Origin of the sequence: Pannonibacter sp. SL95 (assembly GCF_026672425.1) — a bacterium.
In the GTDB taxonomy this organism is placed as follows: domain Bacteria; phylum Pseudomonadota; class Alphaproteobacteria; order Rhizobiales; family Stappiaceae; genus Pannonibacter.
The window spans coordinates 1,620,639-1,635,111 of the sequence record NZ_JAPPRC010000003.1 but is presented as its reverse complement, the minus strand read 5'-3'; the positions used below and the strand labels follow the sequence as shown (position 1 = coordinate 1,635,111).

Annotated in this window: 14 protein-coding genes; 12 read left to right on the top strand and 2 right to left on the bottom strand. The window is 65.6% G+C overall.

Annotation, left to right across the window (positions count from 1 at the left end):
- Nucleotides 1-192 (top strand): DUF1289 domain-containing protein, encoded by a 192-nt coding sequence (locus tag OVA12_RS08380; protein WP_268136220.1) that lies wholly within the window; start codon nt 1-3, stop codon nt 190-192.
- Complete coding sequence (locus OVA12_RS08375; RefSeq protein WP_268136218.1) at nt 189-902, top strand: retropepsin-like aspartic protease family protein; 714 nt, start codon at nt 189-191, stop codon at nt 900-902. Before OVA12_RS08380 ends, OVA12_RS08375 begins: the two co-directional genes overlap by 4 nt.
- A 9-nt stretch (nt 903-911) precedes the next feature.
- On the opposite strand, the gene OVA12_RS08370 is transcribed toward OVA12_RS08375, so the two are convergent.
- Nucleotides 912-1,742: a sulfite exporter TauE/SafE family protein gene (locus tag OVA12_RS08370; protein WP_268136217.1), complete on the bottom strand. Its 831-nt coding sequence runs from the start codon at nt 1,740-1,742 to the stop codon at nt 912-914.
- Between the two features lie 248 nt (nt 1,743-1,990).
- Here OVA12_RS08370 and OVA12_RS08365 point away from each other — a divergent pair, with 248 nt between their 5' ends.
- Together OVA12_RS08365 and OVA12_RS08360 are read left to right on the top strand one after the other, a co-directional pair.
- The gene (locus tag OVA12_RS08365) at nt 1,991-2,398 is read left to right on the top strand and encodes a DUF423 domain-containing protein (protein ID WP_268136215.1); all 408 of its coding nucleotides are present in this window, start codon (nt 1,991-1,993) and stop codon (nt 2,396-2,398) included.
- A gap of 89 nt (nt 2,399-2,487) precedes the next feature.
- Nucleotides 2,488-3,918 (top strand): cytochrome P450, encoded by a 1,431-nt coding sequence (locus OVA12_RS08360; RefSeq protein WP_268136213.1) that lies wholly within the window; start codon nt 2,488-2,490, stop codon nt 3,916-3,918.
- 41 nt (nt 3,919-3,959) lie between these two features.
- Here OVA12_RS08360 and OVA12_RS08355 read toward each other — a convergent pair whose 3' ends face one another.
- On the bottom strand, nt 3,960-4,808 hold the full coding sequence (locus OVA12_RS08355; RefSeq protein WP_268136211.1) for a MurR/RpiR family transcriptional regulator: 849 nt from the start codon (nt 4,806-4,808) through the stop codon (nt 3,960-3,962).
- Between the two features lie 194 nt (nt 4,809-5,002).
- Between OVA12_RS08355 and OVA12_RS08350 the strand changes: the two genes are divergently transcribed.
- From OVA12_RS08350 to OVA12_RS08315, 8 genes are all read left to right on the top strand, one after another.
- A complete protein-coding gene (locus OVA12_RS08350) occupies nt 5,003-5,887 on the top strand; it encodes a BadF/BadG/BcrA/BcrD ATPase family protein (RefSeq protein WP_268136209.1) in 885 nt (294 codons plus the stop codon).
- Between the two features lie 177 nt (nt 5,888-6,064).
- Entirely contained in the window at nt 6,065-6,997 is a 933-nt protein-coding gene (murQ, locus tag OVA12_RS08345; protein WP_268136207.1) for an N-acetylmuramic acid 6-phosphate etherase, read from the top strand.
- 103 nt (nt 6,998-7,100) lie between these two features.
- Nucleotides 7,101-8,573 (top strand): ABC transporter substrate-binding protein, encoded by a 1,473-nt coding sequence (locus tag OVA12_RS08340; RefSeq protein WP_268137059.1) that lies wholly within the window; start codon nt 7,101-7,103, stop codon nt 8,571-8,573.
- Nucleotides 8,574-8,607: 34 nt separating this feature from the next.
- Nucleotides 8,608-9,567 carry an ABC transporter permease gene (locus OVA12_RS08335; RefSeq protein ID WP_268136205.1) on the top strand — a complete coding sequence of 320 codons (960 nt, stop codon included), beginning with the start codon at nt 8,608-8,610 and terminating at the stop codon, nt 9,565-9,567.
- Nucleotides 9,567-10,406, top strand: a complete 840-nt coding sequence (locus tag OVA12_RS08330; protein ID WP_161675769.1) for an ABC transporter permease — start codon at nt 9,567-9,569, stop codon at nt 10,404-10,406. Before OVA12_RS08335 ends, OVA12_RS08330 begins: the two co-directional genes overlap by 1 nt.
- Nucleotides 10,403-12,145 carry an ABC transporter ATP-binding protein gene (locus tag OVA12_RS08325; protein WP_268136202.1) on the top strand — a complete coding sequence of 581 codons (1,743 nt, stop codon included), beginning with the start codon at nt 10,403-10,405 and terminating at the stop codon, nt 12,143-12,145. The genes OVA12_RS08330 and OVA12_RS08325 overlap by 4 nt, the downstream gene beginning before the upstream one ends.
- A 21-nt stretch (nt 12,146-12,166) precedes the next feature.
- A complete protein-coding gene (locus OVA12_RS08320) occupies nt 12,167-13,192 on the top strand; it encodes a serine hydrolase domain-containing protein (protein ID WP_268136201.1) in 1,026 nt (341 codons plus the stop codon).
- The gene (locus tag OVA12_RS08315) at nt 13,192-14,331 is read left to right on the top strand and encodes an anhydro-N-acetylmuramic acid kinase (RefSeq protein WP_268136199.1); all 1,140 of its coding nucleotides are present in this window, start codon (nt 13,192-13,194) and stop codon (nt 14,329-14,331) included. Before OVA12_RS08320 ends, OVA12_RS08315 begins: the two co-directional genes overlap by 1 nt.
- The last annotated feature ends 142 nt before the right edge of the window (nt 14,332-14,473 follow it).

The following is a 14,473-nucleotide window of genomic DNA, read 5'->3' as shown; positions in this document are numbered from 1 at the left end:
ATGGCAAGCATGGAAAGTCCCTGTGTCCGCATCTGTGTCATGGATCCTGTCTCCGGCCTCTGCCGGGGCTGTGCCCGCACGCTCGACGAAATCGTCGCCTGGGGCACGATGACGCCGGACAGACGCCGCACAATCATGCGCGAGCTTGACCAGAGAATGGCGAGGGTCGCAGCCGTGGAGACCAGCCAATGAATGCCAAGGCGCTTCTGCGCGGTCTGGTCGTCGGCGCGCTGCTGGTCGCCATGGCAGGCGGTCTGCTGGCCTACTTCTTCGATATCGGCCCCATCGACGAGACCTTCACCGCCGATGATGAGGGGCCACGCATCGTCGCCCTGTCGGCGATTGCCTTTGTCATGCTGGCCAGCCTCGTGTTCGGCCCCCCGCGCCTGCGCGAGGTCCTCACGGCTGTCGCCACCTGGGGCACGCTCGCCCTGGTCCTGGTTGCCGGATACACCTACCGCTTTGAGCTTGCCGGCGTCGGCTACCGTGTTCTGGGGGCTCTCGCCCCCGGCATGGCCGTCAGCCAGGGTGATGGCAGCGTCATGGTGGTGCGCGACCCGAGCGGCCACTTCCAGATCGAGGCAGCGGCCAACGGCGCGCAAATCCGGTTTCTGGTCGATACCGGCGCGTCCGCCGTGGTCCTGACCCACGACGACGCGGCCCGCGCCGGGATCGACGTCAGCGCGCTGGTCTACAGTGTGCCGGTCTCCACTGCCAACGGCCGCACTATGGTTGCCCCGGCCAGGATCGAGGATCTGCGCCTGGCCGATATCCGGCTCGGCGATGTCCGCAGCTTCATCGCCCAGCCGGGAAGCCTCGAAACCAGCCTTCTGGGCATGAGCGCGCTGTCCCGCCTGCGCAGCTGGACCGTCGAGGGCGACCGCCTGGTCCTCAATCCCTGAGTTTGTTGCCTATTCAAACAGGCTGAGGGCAAAGCGCGCTGCAACGATCAGCAGGAAGATGCCAAATCCAAGCTCAAGGCGGCGCTTGGGCCATGCATGGGCCATGCGCACCCCGATTGGCGCGGCAAGCGTCGACACCGGGATGATGAGCGCGATCCCCGGCAGGCTGACGTAGCCCAGCGAAAACGGCGGCAGATGCTCCGCACCCCAGCCTGCCCAGATCATCCCGATCACACCCGGCACCGAAATGAGCACGCCAACACCGGCAGAGGTCGCGACCGCCTGATGGATCGGCCGCCCGTACAGCGTCATGAAGGTGTTGTTCATCACGCCGCCGCCAATCCCCATCAGGGTCGACAGGAAACCGATCAGGGCACCGCACAGCGGACGGATCGGAAAGCCCGGGATGTCGTCGCCAAGACGCCAGCTCGCCCGGTTGAACAGCATCCGCAGACCGACAAGAAGCGCGATCACGGCAAAGATGCCCTTCAGGCCATCACCGGAGACATGCGCGGCCACGATGGCGGCAAGAGCGACACCCAGCGGCAACGGAATCAGCCAGCTTTTCAGCAACGCCTCATCAACCGCCCCTCGGGCGCGATGCGACAGATACGACCGCAGTGACGTCGGCACGATGATCCCGAGCGACGTGGCAACGGACACATGCATGCGGACGCTTTCATCGACACCGAGCAGCACCAGGAACTGATAGAGGACAGGAACAAGCACCGCGCCTCCTCCAATTCCAAAGAGGCCCGCCAGCAGGCCGGCAATGCCTCCGGCTGCCATGAGCGCCAGCACAAGACCAAGGGTTTCGAAGGACAGCAGATCAGGGGTCATGAAAATGCACTCTGGCCCGGACGGGCAATTGGCAGGACGTTGCCCCTTGCTGCCATAGGCAACCCGTCCTGTCACGTGGCTTGACGGCTGGGTGCAAAGCCTGACCGCCAGCACGAGAGGTAAGGCATTGGCCACGGTTGCGACGGTTTGCCCCTACCCGTCCGGTCGACTTCGGCTAAGATCGCCGCATCTTGCCGGGCATCAGATCCCGCCTCTGACCGGCCATTGCCAGAACCGGACACCCTGCCATGATCAAGCTTCAGCACCCAGCTCCGTCGGCCACCGTTCCCCTGTTTCGCATCTGCCTGGCCATGGGCGGGATCAACGGTGCATTGGGGGTCGCTCTGTCGGCGCTGGCTGCGCATGTCGATACGACCGGTCTTCTGGCGACGGCGGCGGACATGCTGATGTTCCATGCCCCGGCGTTCCTCGCCCTGGCTGCCCTGGCGCAGGTTCGCCGCGTGCCGCTGTTGCCGCTGGCACTTGCGCTGATCGGCATCGGCCTCATGCTGTTTTGCGGCGATCTGGCGAGCCGCGCCTTGCGCGATGCGCGCCTGTTCCCGATGGCCGCGCCGACCGGAGGAATGCTGCTGATTGTCGGCTGGGCGGCAACGGCCTTGTCGGCTGTGCTCGTTCGTCCGCGCATGACGGAATAATTGCCGTATTGCTGCGGCGCAAGATGGAGTAAAGAGGCGCCAATCGGCAGCGCCCCTCCTCCCCTCGCGCGCCATTCCGAGGACTGATCTTGGACCAGAGTGCTCCTGTATCGACCGCCCAAGCCGACTCAAGTGTTGGCAACTGGCCGGCGGACTTTATTCCCCCATTCCCCTTCCGCCATGAGCGGACCCCGCCGATCCTTGAACTGATGGGCCTTGCCCGCCGCAACTTCCTGTCGATCTGGACGAAGGGCAACTTTTCGTCGCGCATGATGACGCAGCAGGTACTGCGGCGGATGATGGTCATCTGCAACAGCCCTGACGTGGTGCAGGAAGCCTTCCAGGCCCACCATGTCGAACTGCAGCGCAAGAGCCCGCAGATGCGGCATGCGCTGGCGCCGCTGATTGGCGACGGACTGTTCATTTCCGACAGCGAGACCTGGGCGCGCCGGCGCAAGGTTGTCGCGCCGATCATCCATGGCTCGCGTGTCCCGGGCTTTGCCCCGATCATGATCGACACGATCGAGGAACAGCGCAGCGCCTGGGCCGCCCGTGGCGAGGGCGCCGAAATCGATGCCCTGGCCGACATGGCGCATCTAACGGCGGAGATCATCTGCCGGACCATATTCGGCCGTCAGCTCGGCAAGAACTACGCCCATGAGGTCGTCGAGGGCTTTTCCGAGTACCAGCGCCACATCGACCAGGTCGACCTGCCGGCCATGCTGGGTCTGCCGGAGTGGCTGCCCCGCTTCCGCAAGCCGGCCGTGCGCCAAGCCACCAAGCGGATCCTCGGCGTTCTGGACGAGATCATAGACAGCTATCAGACGCTGAAGGACAACGGCGAAGCGTCGGTGATCGGCGGCCTGCTCGAGGCGCGCGACGAGGACGGCAAGCCGCTAACGCGCGAGGCCATCCGCAACGAGGCGGCCGTGATCTTCATGGCCGGTCACGAGACGACGGCCAACACGCTGGCCTGGACCTGGTATCTCCTGTCCCAGTCCCCGCGCGTGCGCGCCCGGCTGCACGAGGAGCTCGACACGGTTCTGGCCGGTGCAACGCCGACCTTCCGTGATGTCGCCCGCCTGCCCTATACCAAGGCAATCATTGAGGAATCGCTCCGCCTGTACCCACCGGTGCCGATCCTTGCGCGTGAAGCGATGGCCGAAGTGCAGGTCGGCGGCCGCAAGCTGCCGAAGGGCACGATCCTGATGGTCGTTCCGTGGCTCCTGCACCGCAATCCGCTGCTTTGGGAAGACGCGGACGCGTTCAACCCGGACCGGTTCCTGCCCGGAGCTGCAGCCCGCCCGTCCAAATATGGCTATGTGCCGTTCTCGATCGGACCTCGCATCTGCGCCGGCCTGCAGTTTGGCATGACCGAGGCAATCCTCAGCCTTGCCATTCTGGCTCAGGGCTTTGACCTGCAGCTGAAGCCGGGAACCGATGTGCAGCCGATCTGCCGCCTGACCCTGAGGCCGGGTGACAGCCTGCCCATGACACTGGTCCGCCGCACGCCGGTCTGATCCGGATCAGCGGCCCGCAGACAACGAAAAGATGCCGTGTCCTAGAGCTTCAGCACCGACACGGCATCTTCACTGGCATGAATGAACTCCTGGGCGCTCGGCTGGCGCTGGACCAGCAGGATGAACAGCAGGTCTGTCAGCGTCAGCTGCGCGTCACGGGATGTGATGGCCGAGGACCGCACACGTTCTTCATCCGCCACCGTATGCAGCCTGATATCAGCCAGCTCTGACAGCGGATTGGGTGTCAGCCCCGTCAGCGTGATCACCGTCGCCCCGCGCTGGCGTCCTAGCCGGGCAATCTTCAGCGTCTCATGGCTTGTGCCGGAGTAAGACAGCGCAAAGAGGACATCGCGGGCGTCCAGCGTCGATACATTGGCGATCTGCACATGGCTGTCGCTGTCGTGGATGACGACGCGGCCGATCTTCAGCAGCTTGTAGGAAAAGTCCCGCGCCACCAGCGAAGATGCCCCGACACCAGCCATGAAGATCCGCCGTGCACCGTCGAGGGCTTCCAGCGCCCGGCCAATCGTCAGCTCGTCATTGGCCGCCACCGTCTGCTGCATCGACATGACCTTGCTGGCGATCAGCTTCTGCAGGATCGTGAGATAGCCGTCGCCGACCTCGATCGTCGAATGGATCATGCCGGGAGGCACCTGCCATTCCTGCGCCTTGGCCTTGCTCACCGCCAGCTTCAGCTCCTGATAGCCGGCATAGCCAAGCTTCTGGCTGAACTTCACCACGCTTGACTGGCTGCGTCCGGTCGCCTCCGCGAGCGCGGCCGAAGACATCGCGAGCATCTCGTCTGGCCGTTCAACGATGAACTCGCCAATCTGCCGGTCGGCCGAGGTCATGGACCCGAGCTTGGCAGTGATGATCTTGAGCACGGACATGCGCGCGAACCCTTTTCTCGCGGAGGACGGCTGGCCTGGAGAAGCGGAACAGAGCCCACGTTGCCCCGGCCCGGATTGCCGCAACGAAACCCGCATAGCAGATTGGAATTTATTATTCCAAATTTTTTACAGAAATGGAATGATGCACGCACTTCCTCGGGGAAGATTCTGCAAGTGCGAAACCGGGCGGCGTGATGAGCGACAAGGCACAGTTATTCCTGGGTGTGGACGGCGGAGGTACGGGCTGCCGCGCGCGCATCGTTGATGCGGGCGGCCAGGTTCTCGGCGAAGGCAAGTCCGGGCCGGCCACCACCCGCATTGGCATCGCCGAAGCCTGGGCCTCGATCGAGACAGCGGCACGGGCGGCAGCGGATCAGGCGGGCCTTGGCCCATCTGACCTGTCCCGCATGGATGCCGGCATCGGTCTGGCGGGTCTCAGCCGGCGCGGCGCACTGGAGGCACTCAACGCCCTGCCCAATCCCTTCAACAGCCGGCGCTTCATCAGCGACGCAGCCGCCGCCTGCCTCGGGGCTCACTCCGGCCAGGATGGTGCCATCGTCATCGTCGGCACCGGCTCCATCGGCGTGGGCTTCCTTGCGGGCGTCCACGTGCGCGTCGGCGGCTATGGCTTTCCCGTCTCGGATGAGGGCAGCGGCGCGGACCTCGGGCTCAAGGCCCTGCAGCAGGCGCTCCGGGCCTATGATGGCCGCATCGAGGAAACACCGCTGCTGGCCACCCTGCTCGCCCGCTTCAACCGCGATCCGATGGAGATCATCGGCTGGATGGACAAGGCAAGCGCCACCGATTACGCGACGCTTGCGCCAGACGTCCTCACCCATGCCGATCAGGGGGATGCCGCCGCCCGTGCGATCATCCGGTCTGGCGCGGAAGCCGTTGACGGACTTGCGCGTGCCCTTTTCGCCCGGGGCGCAGATCAACTCACCCTGCTCGGCGGCCTTGGCAAGCCGCTGGAGCCCTGGATTGCCCCCGATGTCCGCCGCCGCCTGAAGCCGGCCGACGGCGACGCGGTTTCCGGCGCGCTTTTCCTCGCCCGGTCCCCGGCAGCGCTCACGCTCTGACCCCACTCCGCACTGCCTTTCCATTCCCGTTCCATTCCCGCTCCGGCCGGTTCAAGCCGGTACAGGCGGAGAGCTGTGGACGCCCGAGTCAATCGGAATAGTAAATTCCATTCATGTTTGACATCAGGAATATTTAATTCTAACTTCTTAACACCCCTTAAGACCCAAGAGGCCCGGATGGAACAGGTGCTCATTTCCGAACTGGAGAAGCTGGTTTCGGAATCCCGCAATCCGCGCACGATGCAGATCGACCTGCTGCCCACAGCCGAGCTTCTGGCGGCCATCAATGCCGAGGACCGGGTCGTACCGGAGGCCGTTGCCCGCGAGCTGCCCGCCATCACCCGCGCCGTCGACCGGATCGTCGAGGCGTTTCAGGCGGGCGGGCGCCTGATCTACATCGGTGCCGGCACCAGCGGCCGGCTTGGTGTGCTCGACGCCTCCGAATGCCCGCCCACCTTTTCGGTGCCCGAAGGCATGGTCGTCGGCCTGATTGCCGGCGGCGACCATGCCCTCAGGCATCCGGTCGAAGGCGCTGAAGATGATCCGGCAGCCGGCCGCGCCATGCTGCAATCGGTTGGAGCCTCGGCAAGGGACGTGATCGTCGGCATCGCGGTCAGCGGCCGCACCCCGTTCGTGATCGGTGCGCTGGACCACGCCAGAGAGCTTGGCGCGACCACCGTGTCCCTCACCTGCAATCCCAATTCCACTATCGCCGGCATGGCCGACATCGCGATCTCGCCCGTCGTCGGCCCGGAGATCCTGACCGGTTCGACCCGCATGAAGTCCGGCACCGCGCAGAAGCTGGTGCTCAACATGCTGACCACCGCCAGCATGATCCGCATCGGCAAGAGCTACCAGAACCTGATGGTGGATCTGAATGTCAGCAACAAGAAGCTCCATGCCCGCGCCTCGCGCATCGTCATGGAAGCAACCGGCTGCACGCTCGAGGAGGCCCGCACCTATCTCGATGCGACGGAAAACGACGTGAAACTGGCGATCCTGATTGCACTGACGGGATTGAGCCTCGACGATGCCCGCATGGCGCTGGCGCGCGCCGGCGGGTTCTTGCGCCGCGCCATCAACGAAACCGGGGTCAACCCGGAGGGGTAAGCCGACCGAACGGCATGGAAGTCAACCGACCGCGAGACCAGGGAGGTCCATCGTGAAGCTGAAGACTGCAGGGAAGATCATTTCCAGCATCGCGCTGGCCGCGATGCTGGGCACCACCGCCTTTGCCACCGCCGCCAGCTCCGCCACCTTGCGCATGGCCTGGTCGCAGGATGCCACGGGCCTTGACCCGCACAAGCAGACCGCCTTTTCCTCGATCCGCCTGCTCGAGCTCATCTATGAGCCGCTGGTTCGTCTCGACGACAAGCTGGAGATCGTGCCGGCGCTAGCCGACAGCTGGGCCTTTGCCGACAACGGCACCAAGCTCACCTTCAAGCTGAACCCGAATGCGAAGTTCCACAACGGCGCCAAGGTCACCCCGGCCGACGTGAAGGCCTCGTTCGAGCGCCTCCTGGACGAGAAGACCGGTGCGGCGGCCCGCGCCAACTTCCTGTCGATCGCCAGCATCGACACGCCGGACGACGCGACCGTCGTCTTCAACCTGTCGCAGCCGGACGTTCCGCTTCTGGCCGCGATGGCCGGCATCAACGCTGCCGTCGTCCCCGCAAGCGAGATCGCTGCCGGTTCCATCGGCACCACTGCCATCGGCTCGGGCCCGTTCAAACTCGACAAGTGGGAACCCAACGCCAAGGAAATCCTGTCCACCAACAAGGACTGGGCTGGCGGCAAGGTCGCCTATGACGGCATCGACATCTCCGTGCTGCCGGACGAGACCGCCATCCTCGCCTCGCTGCGCGCCAAGCAGATCGATTTTGCCCTGATCAACGACCCGCTCGTTGCCACGCTGGTGCCAAACGAGGCAAGCCTGACGCTGAACCGCACGCCGGTGCTTGCCTATCACGTGCTGCAGCTCAACCCGTCGCGCGCGCCGATGAACGAGCTGAAGGTGCGCCAGGCTATTTCCTGCGCCGTCAACCGCCAGGAAGTGCTGGACACGGCCCTCCTTGGCGAAGGCCGCATCACCGGTCCGCTGACCATGCCGGCCTACCAGTCCGACCCGGAGACGTTCTTCTGCTACAAGCAGGACATCGCCAAGGCAAAGGCCCTGATGGCAGAAGCCGGCAAGGCGGACGGCTTCTCGGCCACCGTGATCGTCGCCACCGGCGAGCCGCCCACCGCGGCCTCCGAGGCGCAGGTGCTGCAGGCACAGCTGAAGGAAATCGGCATCAATCTCGACATCAAGATGATGGAGCTGAATGTCTATGTCGACACCTGGCTGAAGGGTGATTTCGACATGGCCGTGGCCCTGAACGGTGGCCGTTCCGACCCCTACACCATGTACAACCGCTACTGGACCAAGGCCGGAAACCTGCAGAAGGTCGCCAACTACATCGATGACACGCTCGACAGCCTGATGCAGCAGGGCCGCGTCGAGACCGATCTTGCCAAGCGCAAGGTGATCTTTGCCGAGTTCGAGAAGCACCTGACCGAAATGGCGCCGTGGATCTGGCTCTACACCGGCTACACCTACACCGGTCAGCAGAAGACCGTGGACGGCTTCGTGTCCTCGCCGACCGGTTCGCTCTTCGGCCTGACCACGGTCACCCTGAAGCCGTAAGCCGCACGACGATCAAGACGAGGACGGACTGTCCATGAACTACCTGACCCGAAGGCTCCTGACCTTCCCCCTGGTGATGTTCGGGGTCTCCGTCCTCGTCTTCGTCGCAATCCGTCTCGTGCCGGGCGATGCCATCACGGCCATGCTCGGCACGGAAGCCGGCCTGCTCACGCCCGAACAGAAGGCGGCCCTCGCCAGCTATTTCGGCCTCGACCAGAGCTGGTGGGTCCAGTACGCCCGCTGGATCGCCGGGGTCTTCTCAGGCGATCTCGGCCTCTCGGTCACCTATGGCAAGCCGGTCCTGGACGTCATCCTCGACCGGTTCCCCCTGACGCTGCAGCTGGCCCTGATGGCCATGGTCATTGCCCTTGGCACCGGTCTGCCGCTCGGCGTCTTCGCCGCCACCCGCAATGGCAAGGCGGCCGACCTCGGCGTCCGCATTCTCGCGATGATCGGCCAGTCGACCCCCAGTTTCGTTGTCGGCCTGCTGCTGATCTATTTCCTCTCGGTTGGCTTTGGCGTATTGCCCGCCATGGGCCAGTTCGTGCCGCTGTGGCAGGATCCGCTGACCAATCTCGGCCAGATGATCCTTCCCGCCATCACGCTCGGCTTTGCCTTCACCGCCTCCGTCACACGCATCTCGCGCTCGGCCATGCTGGACGTGTTGTCGGATGACTATGTCCGCACCGCGCGGGCCAAGGGCGCCCCGGCGCGCCGTGTCATCTGGCGTCACGCCCTGCCCAATGCCCTGATCCCGGTCGTGACCCTGAGCGGTGTCGAGTTCGGCTACCTGCTCGGCGGCGCGGTGCTGGTGGAACAGATCTACGCCCTGCCCGGCCTTGGCCGGCTGGTGCTGGAAGCGATCCTGCAGCGTGACTATGCGCTGGTCCAGGGCACCGTCCTGTTCATCGCCTTCAACTTCCTTCTCGTCAATCTGCTCGTCGATCTCGCCTATGTGGCGCTCGACCCGCGCATCCGCCTCGGGGGCAATTGATGTCACTCGTCCGGGCGCTGCTGCGCCACCCCAGCGGCCGCATCGGTGGCTGCATCATCCTCCTTTTCCTGCTGGCAGCCCTGCTCGGCCAGCTCGGCTTGACCCCGCATGATCCGCTGCAGCAGATGCGGCTCGACCGCCTCAAGCCGCCGAGCCTCACCCATGTCATGGGCACGGACCTGTTCGGCCGCGATGTCGCCAGCCGCGTCATGCTGGCCATCGGCCAATCCTTCATCGTCGGCTTCCTCGCGGTCGGCATCGCCGCGACGCTGGGCACCGTGCTGGGCCTCACCGCCGCCTGGTTTGGCCGCCTGTGGGATGGTGTGGTGATGCGCTCGATGGACGTGCTCCTCGCCTTCCCGGCGATCCTGCTCGCGCTTCTCATCATCGCCGTCGCCGGCCCCGGCACCTGGACCAGCGTCACCGCCATCGCCATCGTCTACACGCCGATCTTCACCCGTGTGGTGCGTGGTCCGGCGCTGTCCATCAAGACGCGCGAGTTCGTCGACGCCGCCCGCACCTTCGGCTCCAGCCGCCGCTACATCCTGACCCGCCACCTGATGCTGAACCTGGTCGCGCCCCTGACCGTGCAGGTCACGCTGGCGCTGGCCTGGTCGCTACTCACCGAAGCGGGCCTCAGCTTCCTCGGCCTCGGCACCCAGCCGCCAGCCGCTTCGCTCGGGCTGATGCTGGCCGATGCCCGCAACCTCATGGAAATGGCGCCCTGGCTGCTCATCTTCCCGGGCCTCACCATCATGATCGGCATTCTCGGCTTCAATCTCACCGGCGACGCCCTGCGCGACATTCTCGATCCCAAGACCCGGAGGGCCATGGCATGACCTCGCTTCTCCGCGTCTCGAACCTGCGCGTCGCCTTTGGCAAGCCGCCGGTGCAGAAGGAAATCGTCCACGGGGTCAGCTTCGACATCCCGGCCGGCCAGACCCTGGCCATCGTCGGCGAAAGCGGCTCGGGCAAGTCCGTCACCGCGCTCTCCGTCAACCGGCTCGTCGACTACGGCGGCGGGCGCATCACCTCCGGCGAAATCCTCTACACCCGGGCCGACGGGTCGGTACTTGATCTGGTGACGGCACCGGAGACCACACTGGAAAAGATCCGCGGCGCCGAGATCAGCATGATCTTCCAGGAGCCGATGACCTCGCTCAACCCGGTTCTGACCATCGGCACGCAGGTGGAAGAGGCCTTCCGCCTGCACCGGGGCCTCACGGGGGCGCAGGCCCGAAAGGCGGCGAAGGACGCGCTCGACCGGGTGCGGATTTCGGATGCCGAGCGGCGGCTGTCCTACTGCCCGCACCAGTTCTCCGGCGGCATGCTGCAACGGGTGATGATCGCGATAGCGCTTGCCTGTAATCCGCGCCTGCTCATTGCCGACGAGCCAACGACAGCGCTCGACGTGACGGTTCAGGCCCAGATCATGGCGCTCTTGGCCGAGCTGAAGCGCGAGACCGGGATGGGCATGATCTTCATCACCCATGACCTTGGTCTTGTTGCCGGAATCGCCGATCAGGTGCTCGTCATGCAGGGCGGCGAAGCGGTCGAACAGGGGCCGCTCGACGCCGTTCTCGACAATCCGCAGCATCCCTACACCCGCCATCTGCTCAGCGCCGTGCCGCATTTCACCTCCGGCAGATCGGTCCGCACGGATCACGACCGCAGCGCCGCAGCTGGGAAGCCGGTTCCCGCGCTAAATGTTCAGGATCTCGTGGTGCGCTTCCCGATGCGCGGCGGCTTCCTGAAGCCCTCCCCCGGCGCGGTCCACGCCGTCGACGGCGTCGATTTCGACCTGATGCCCGGCGAGACGCTGGCGGTGGTCGGCGAAAGCGGTTGCGGCAAATCCACGACCGCCCGTGCGATCCTTGGTCTGGTGCAGCCGACCCGCGGCACCCTGGCGGTCCACGGCAAGGACGGCACCGCTGGCCATGTGGTGCAGATGGTGTTCCAGAACCCCTATGCCTCGCTCAACCCGCGCCTCAGCATCGAGAGCATTCTGGCCGAACCCGTCACCGCAGCCGGTCACCGGGTCGATGCGGCCGTGCGCCAGCGCATGGCGATGTTGCTCGACCGGGTCGGTCTGCCGCAGGACAGTCTGAAACGCTACCCGCATGAATTCTCCGGCGGCCAGCGCCAGCGCCTTTGCATTGCCCGGGCCCTGATGCTGAACCCCTCCGTCGTCGTCCTTGACGAAGCCGTCTCGGCGCTGGATGTGTCCGTTCAGGCCAAGGTGCTGGAATTGCTCATTGATCTGCAGCGCGAGTTCGGCCTCTCCTATCTCTTCGTTTCCCATGACATGGCCGTGGTCGAGCGCATCGCGCACCGGGTGGCCGTGCTCTATGCGGGACAGGTGGTGGAGATCGGCCGGGCGGCGGATGTGCTGGGCACGCCCCGCCATTCCTACACCCGCCGCCTGATCGACGCGGTGCCGCACATCGACCGACGCCGGCTGGACTATGCGCTCGACACGCGGCAGGTGCCCTCGCTGGTCCGGCCGCGCGGCTTCGAGCCGTCGCCCGTCGCCTGGGTCAGCCATGGCCCGGATCATCTGTCCCGAACCGAAGCCTGAGCCACCGGAGGTCGTTTCGCCATGACAAGAACAGTCAGCCTCCCGGACCTGTTTGAAAGCGCGTTCCAGCCCGTTGGAGAGGCCGTCCGGAGTGGCCGCATTCCGGGCGCGGTGCTGGGCGTCGTGGATGCGGACGGCACCCGGCTGACCCGCGCCATCGGCAAGGCGCAGGTGATCCCGTCAGCCCGGCCGATGACCACCGAGACCTGGTTTGATCTCGCCTCGCTGACCAAGGTAATCTTCACGACGCGGCGCATCCTGGAACTGGCGGAGGCCGGTGAGATCGATCTGGACGCGCCGCTGACCACGCTGCTGCCGGACCTGTGTCAGTCCGACATGACCGCCTGGCAGCGGAAAGTGACGTTCCGCCAATGCCTTGGACATCAGACGCCGTTTCCGGCCGTCGAACCGGTCTACACCTACGGCTCCGATCCGGCGCGCCTGCGCGCCTTCGTGATGCAGCGGGACTGGCGTGCCGGACCTCCGGTCTATTCCGACATCAACTTCATCCTGCTCGGCATCGTGCTGGAACGGCTGGCGGGCGCGCGGATCCGCGACCTCGACCCAGGCCCGGGCTTTGCCTGGTCCGCGCCGGAGGCCACATCCGCGGCAACCGAATATTGCCACTGGCGCGAGCGTTTCCTCGTCGGCGAGGTGCATGACGAGAACTGCTCCGCCCTGCAAGGGGCTGGACACGCAGGGCTTTTTGGCACGGTCGATGCGGTGCTTGGCTTTGCCCACGACCGGCTTTCTGGCGACAAGACCGGCGATCCGGTCACCCGGCTGATGCGTCAGCCCCTGTCACCCACCCGCACCCACGGCTGGGAGCGGCCCTATCCGGGCTGGTCCGGCGGCGACAGGGCCAACACCAGCGTCATCGGCCACACGGGCTTCACCGGCACCGGGCTCTGGATCGACTTTCTCACCGGCCGGGCCATCACCCTGCTCACCAACCGGGTCCATCCCTCACGCCATTTCGACAGCGGAATCATGGCCTTGCGCCGCGCTGTCGGTGATCGTTTCTTCTGCAATGAGGAGCAGTCCTGATGCTCGACCAACCGCAATGGGCCGTGGGCCTGATGACCGGCACCGTGCTGGATGGCAACATCGACGTGGCCCTGTTGAAGACCAATGGCGAGACCATCGAGGCCTTCGGTGCCTACACGCTGAGCCCCTACCCGGACAGCACCCGCCGGCTTCTTGAACGGACGCTGGACGAGGCGCGGGCGTGGAATTTCGAGGGGCCGGAACCGGCCATCTTCCGCGAGGCGGAGGAGGTCCTGACCCGGGGCCAGTCGGCGGCCGTGCGTGCGCTTGTCGAGGCCAATGGCTTGACCATGCAGGACATTGCCGCTGTCGGCTTCCACGGCCAGACGGTGCTGCACCGCGCGCCGCAGGCCGGACGGATCGGTGCGACACGCCAGCTTGGCGACGGTCACCTGATGGCCGATCTCCTCGGCACGCGGGTGGTCTATGACTTCCGCAGCGCCGATGTCGCAGCAGCCGGCCAGGGCGCGCCGCTGTCGGCCGGCTACCATGCCGCGCTTCTGAAGGATCTGGGCTCGGACGGGACAACGGCGGTGCTCAATCTGGGCGGCGTTGCCAATGTCACCTGGAGCGACGGCAAGGGCCAGGTGGTGGCCTTCGACACCGGTCCGGCCAATGCACCGCTCACTGATTTCATCCGCCAGCATGGTCTGGGCGAGATGGACCGCGACGGGCTGATCGCCCGTTCGGGACAGGTCGACGAGGCGCGGCTGGCAAAGCTTCTGACCCATCCCTACATGACCGCTCCCTACCCGAAGTCCTTGGATCGCTTCGACTTTACCGCAGCGATGGCCGACGGGCTGACGATCGAGAACGGCGCGGCAACGCTCGCAGCCTTCACGGCAGCAGCGGTCGGCAAGGCGCTGGATCTCCTGCCGGTGCGCCCGGAAAGACTCATCGTCTGCGGTGGCGGCCGGCGCAATCCGGTGATCATGGAACGCCTGGCCGAGCGCGCCGGCGTGACGGCAGTTCCGGCCGAAACCGTCGGCTGGCGCGGCGACGCCATCGAGGCCGAATGCTTCGCCTTCCTCGCCCTGCGCACCCTGCGCGGCCTGCCGATCAGCTTCCCCACCACCACCGGCGTCCCCGCCCCAATGCCCGGCGGCCGCATCGCGGACCCGAAGCCTCTGGCGGCGTGAAGGTCCTGATTTTCAAGGTGAATGTTACCTCTCCCCCCTTGAGGGGGAGATGTCCGCGAAGCGGACAGAGGGAGGTGACGGCCTATCAGCTGGCACAGCGCTTGCCGAACTTCCCATTACCCCCCTCTGCCCCCTGACGGGG

Excerpts from the sequence above, each read along its gene's own strand:
- OVA12_RS08375 (WP_268136218.1), top strand. The coding sequence starts at position 189 with ATGAATGCCAAGGCGCTTCTGCGCGGTCTGGTCGTCGGCGCGCTGCTG.
- OVA12_RS08330 (WP_161675769.1), top strand. The coding sequence starts at position 9,567 with ATGTCACTCGTCCGGGCGCTGCTGCGCCACCCCAGCGGCCGCATCGGT.
- OVA12_RS08315 (WP_268136199.1), top strand. The coding sequence starts at position 13,192 with ATGCTCGACCAACCGCAATGGGCCGTGGGCCTGATGACCGGCACCGTG.
- OVA12_RS08370 (WP_268136217.1), bottom strand. The coding sequence starts at position 1,742 with ATGACCCCTGATCTGCTGTCCTTCGAAACCCTTGGTCTTGTGCTGGCG.
- OVA12_RS08355 (WP_268136211.1), bottom strand. The coding sequence starts at position 4,808 with ATGTCCGTGCTCAAGATCATCACTGCCAAGCTCGGGTCCATGACCTCG.
- murQ (WP_268136207.1), top strand. The coding sequence starts at position 6,065 with ATGGAACAGGTGCTCATTTCCGAACTGGAGAAGCTGGTTTCGGAATCC.
- OVA12_RS08365 (WP_268136215.1), top strand. The coding sequence starts at position 1,991 with ATGATCAAGCTTCAGCACCCAGCTCCGTCGGCCACCGTTCCCCTGTTT.
- OVA12_RS08325 (WP_268136202.1), top strand. The coding sequence starts at position 10,403 with ATGACCTCGCTTCTCCGCGTCTCGAACCTGCGCGTCGCCTTTGGCAAG.
- OVA12_RS08335 (WP_268136205.1), top strand. The coding sequence starts at position 8,608 with ATGAACTACCTGACCCGAAGGCTCCTGACCTTCCCCCTGGTGATGTTC.
- OVA12_RS08380 (WP_268136220.1), top strand. The coding sequence starts at position 1 with ATGGCAAGCATGGAAAGTCCCTGTGTCCGCATCTGTGTCATGGATCCT.
- OVA12_RS08340 (WP_268137059.1), top strand. The coding sequence starts at position 7,101 with ATGCTGGGCACCACCGCCTTTGCCACCGCCGCCAGCTCCGCCACCTTG.
- OVA12_RS08350 (WP_268136209.1), top strand. The coding sequence starts at position 5,003 with ATGAGCGACAAGGCACAGTTATTCCTGGGTGTGGACGGCGGAGGTACG.
- OVA12_RS08320 (WP_268136201.1), top strand. The coding sequence starts at position 12,167 with ATGACAAGAACAGTCAGCCTCCCGGACCTGTTTGAAAGCGCGTTCCAG.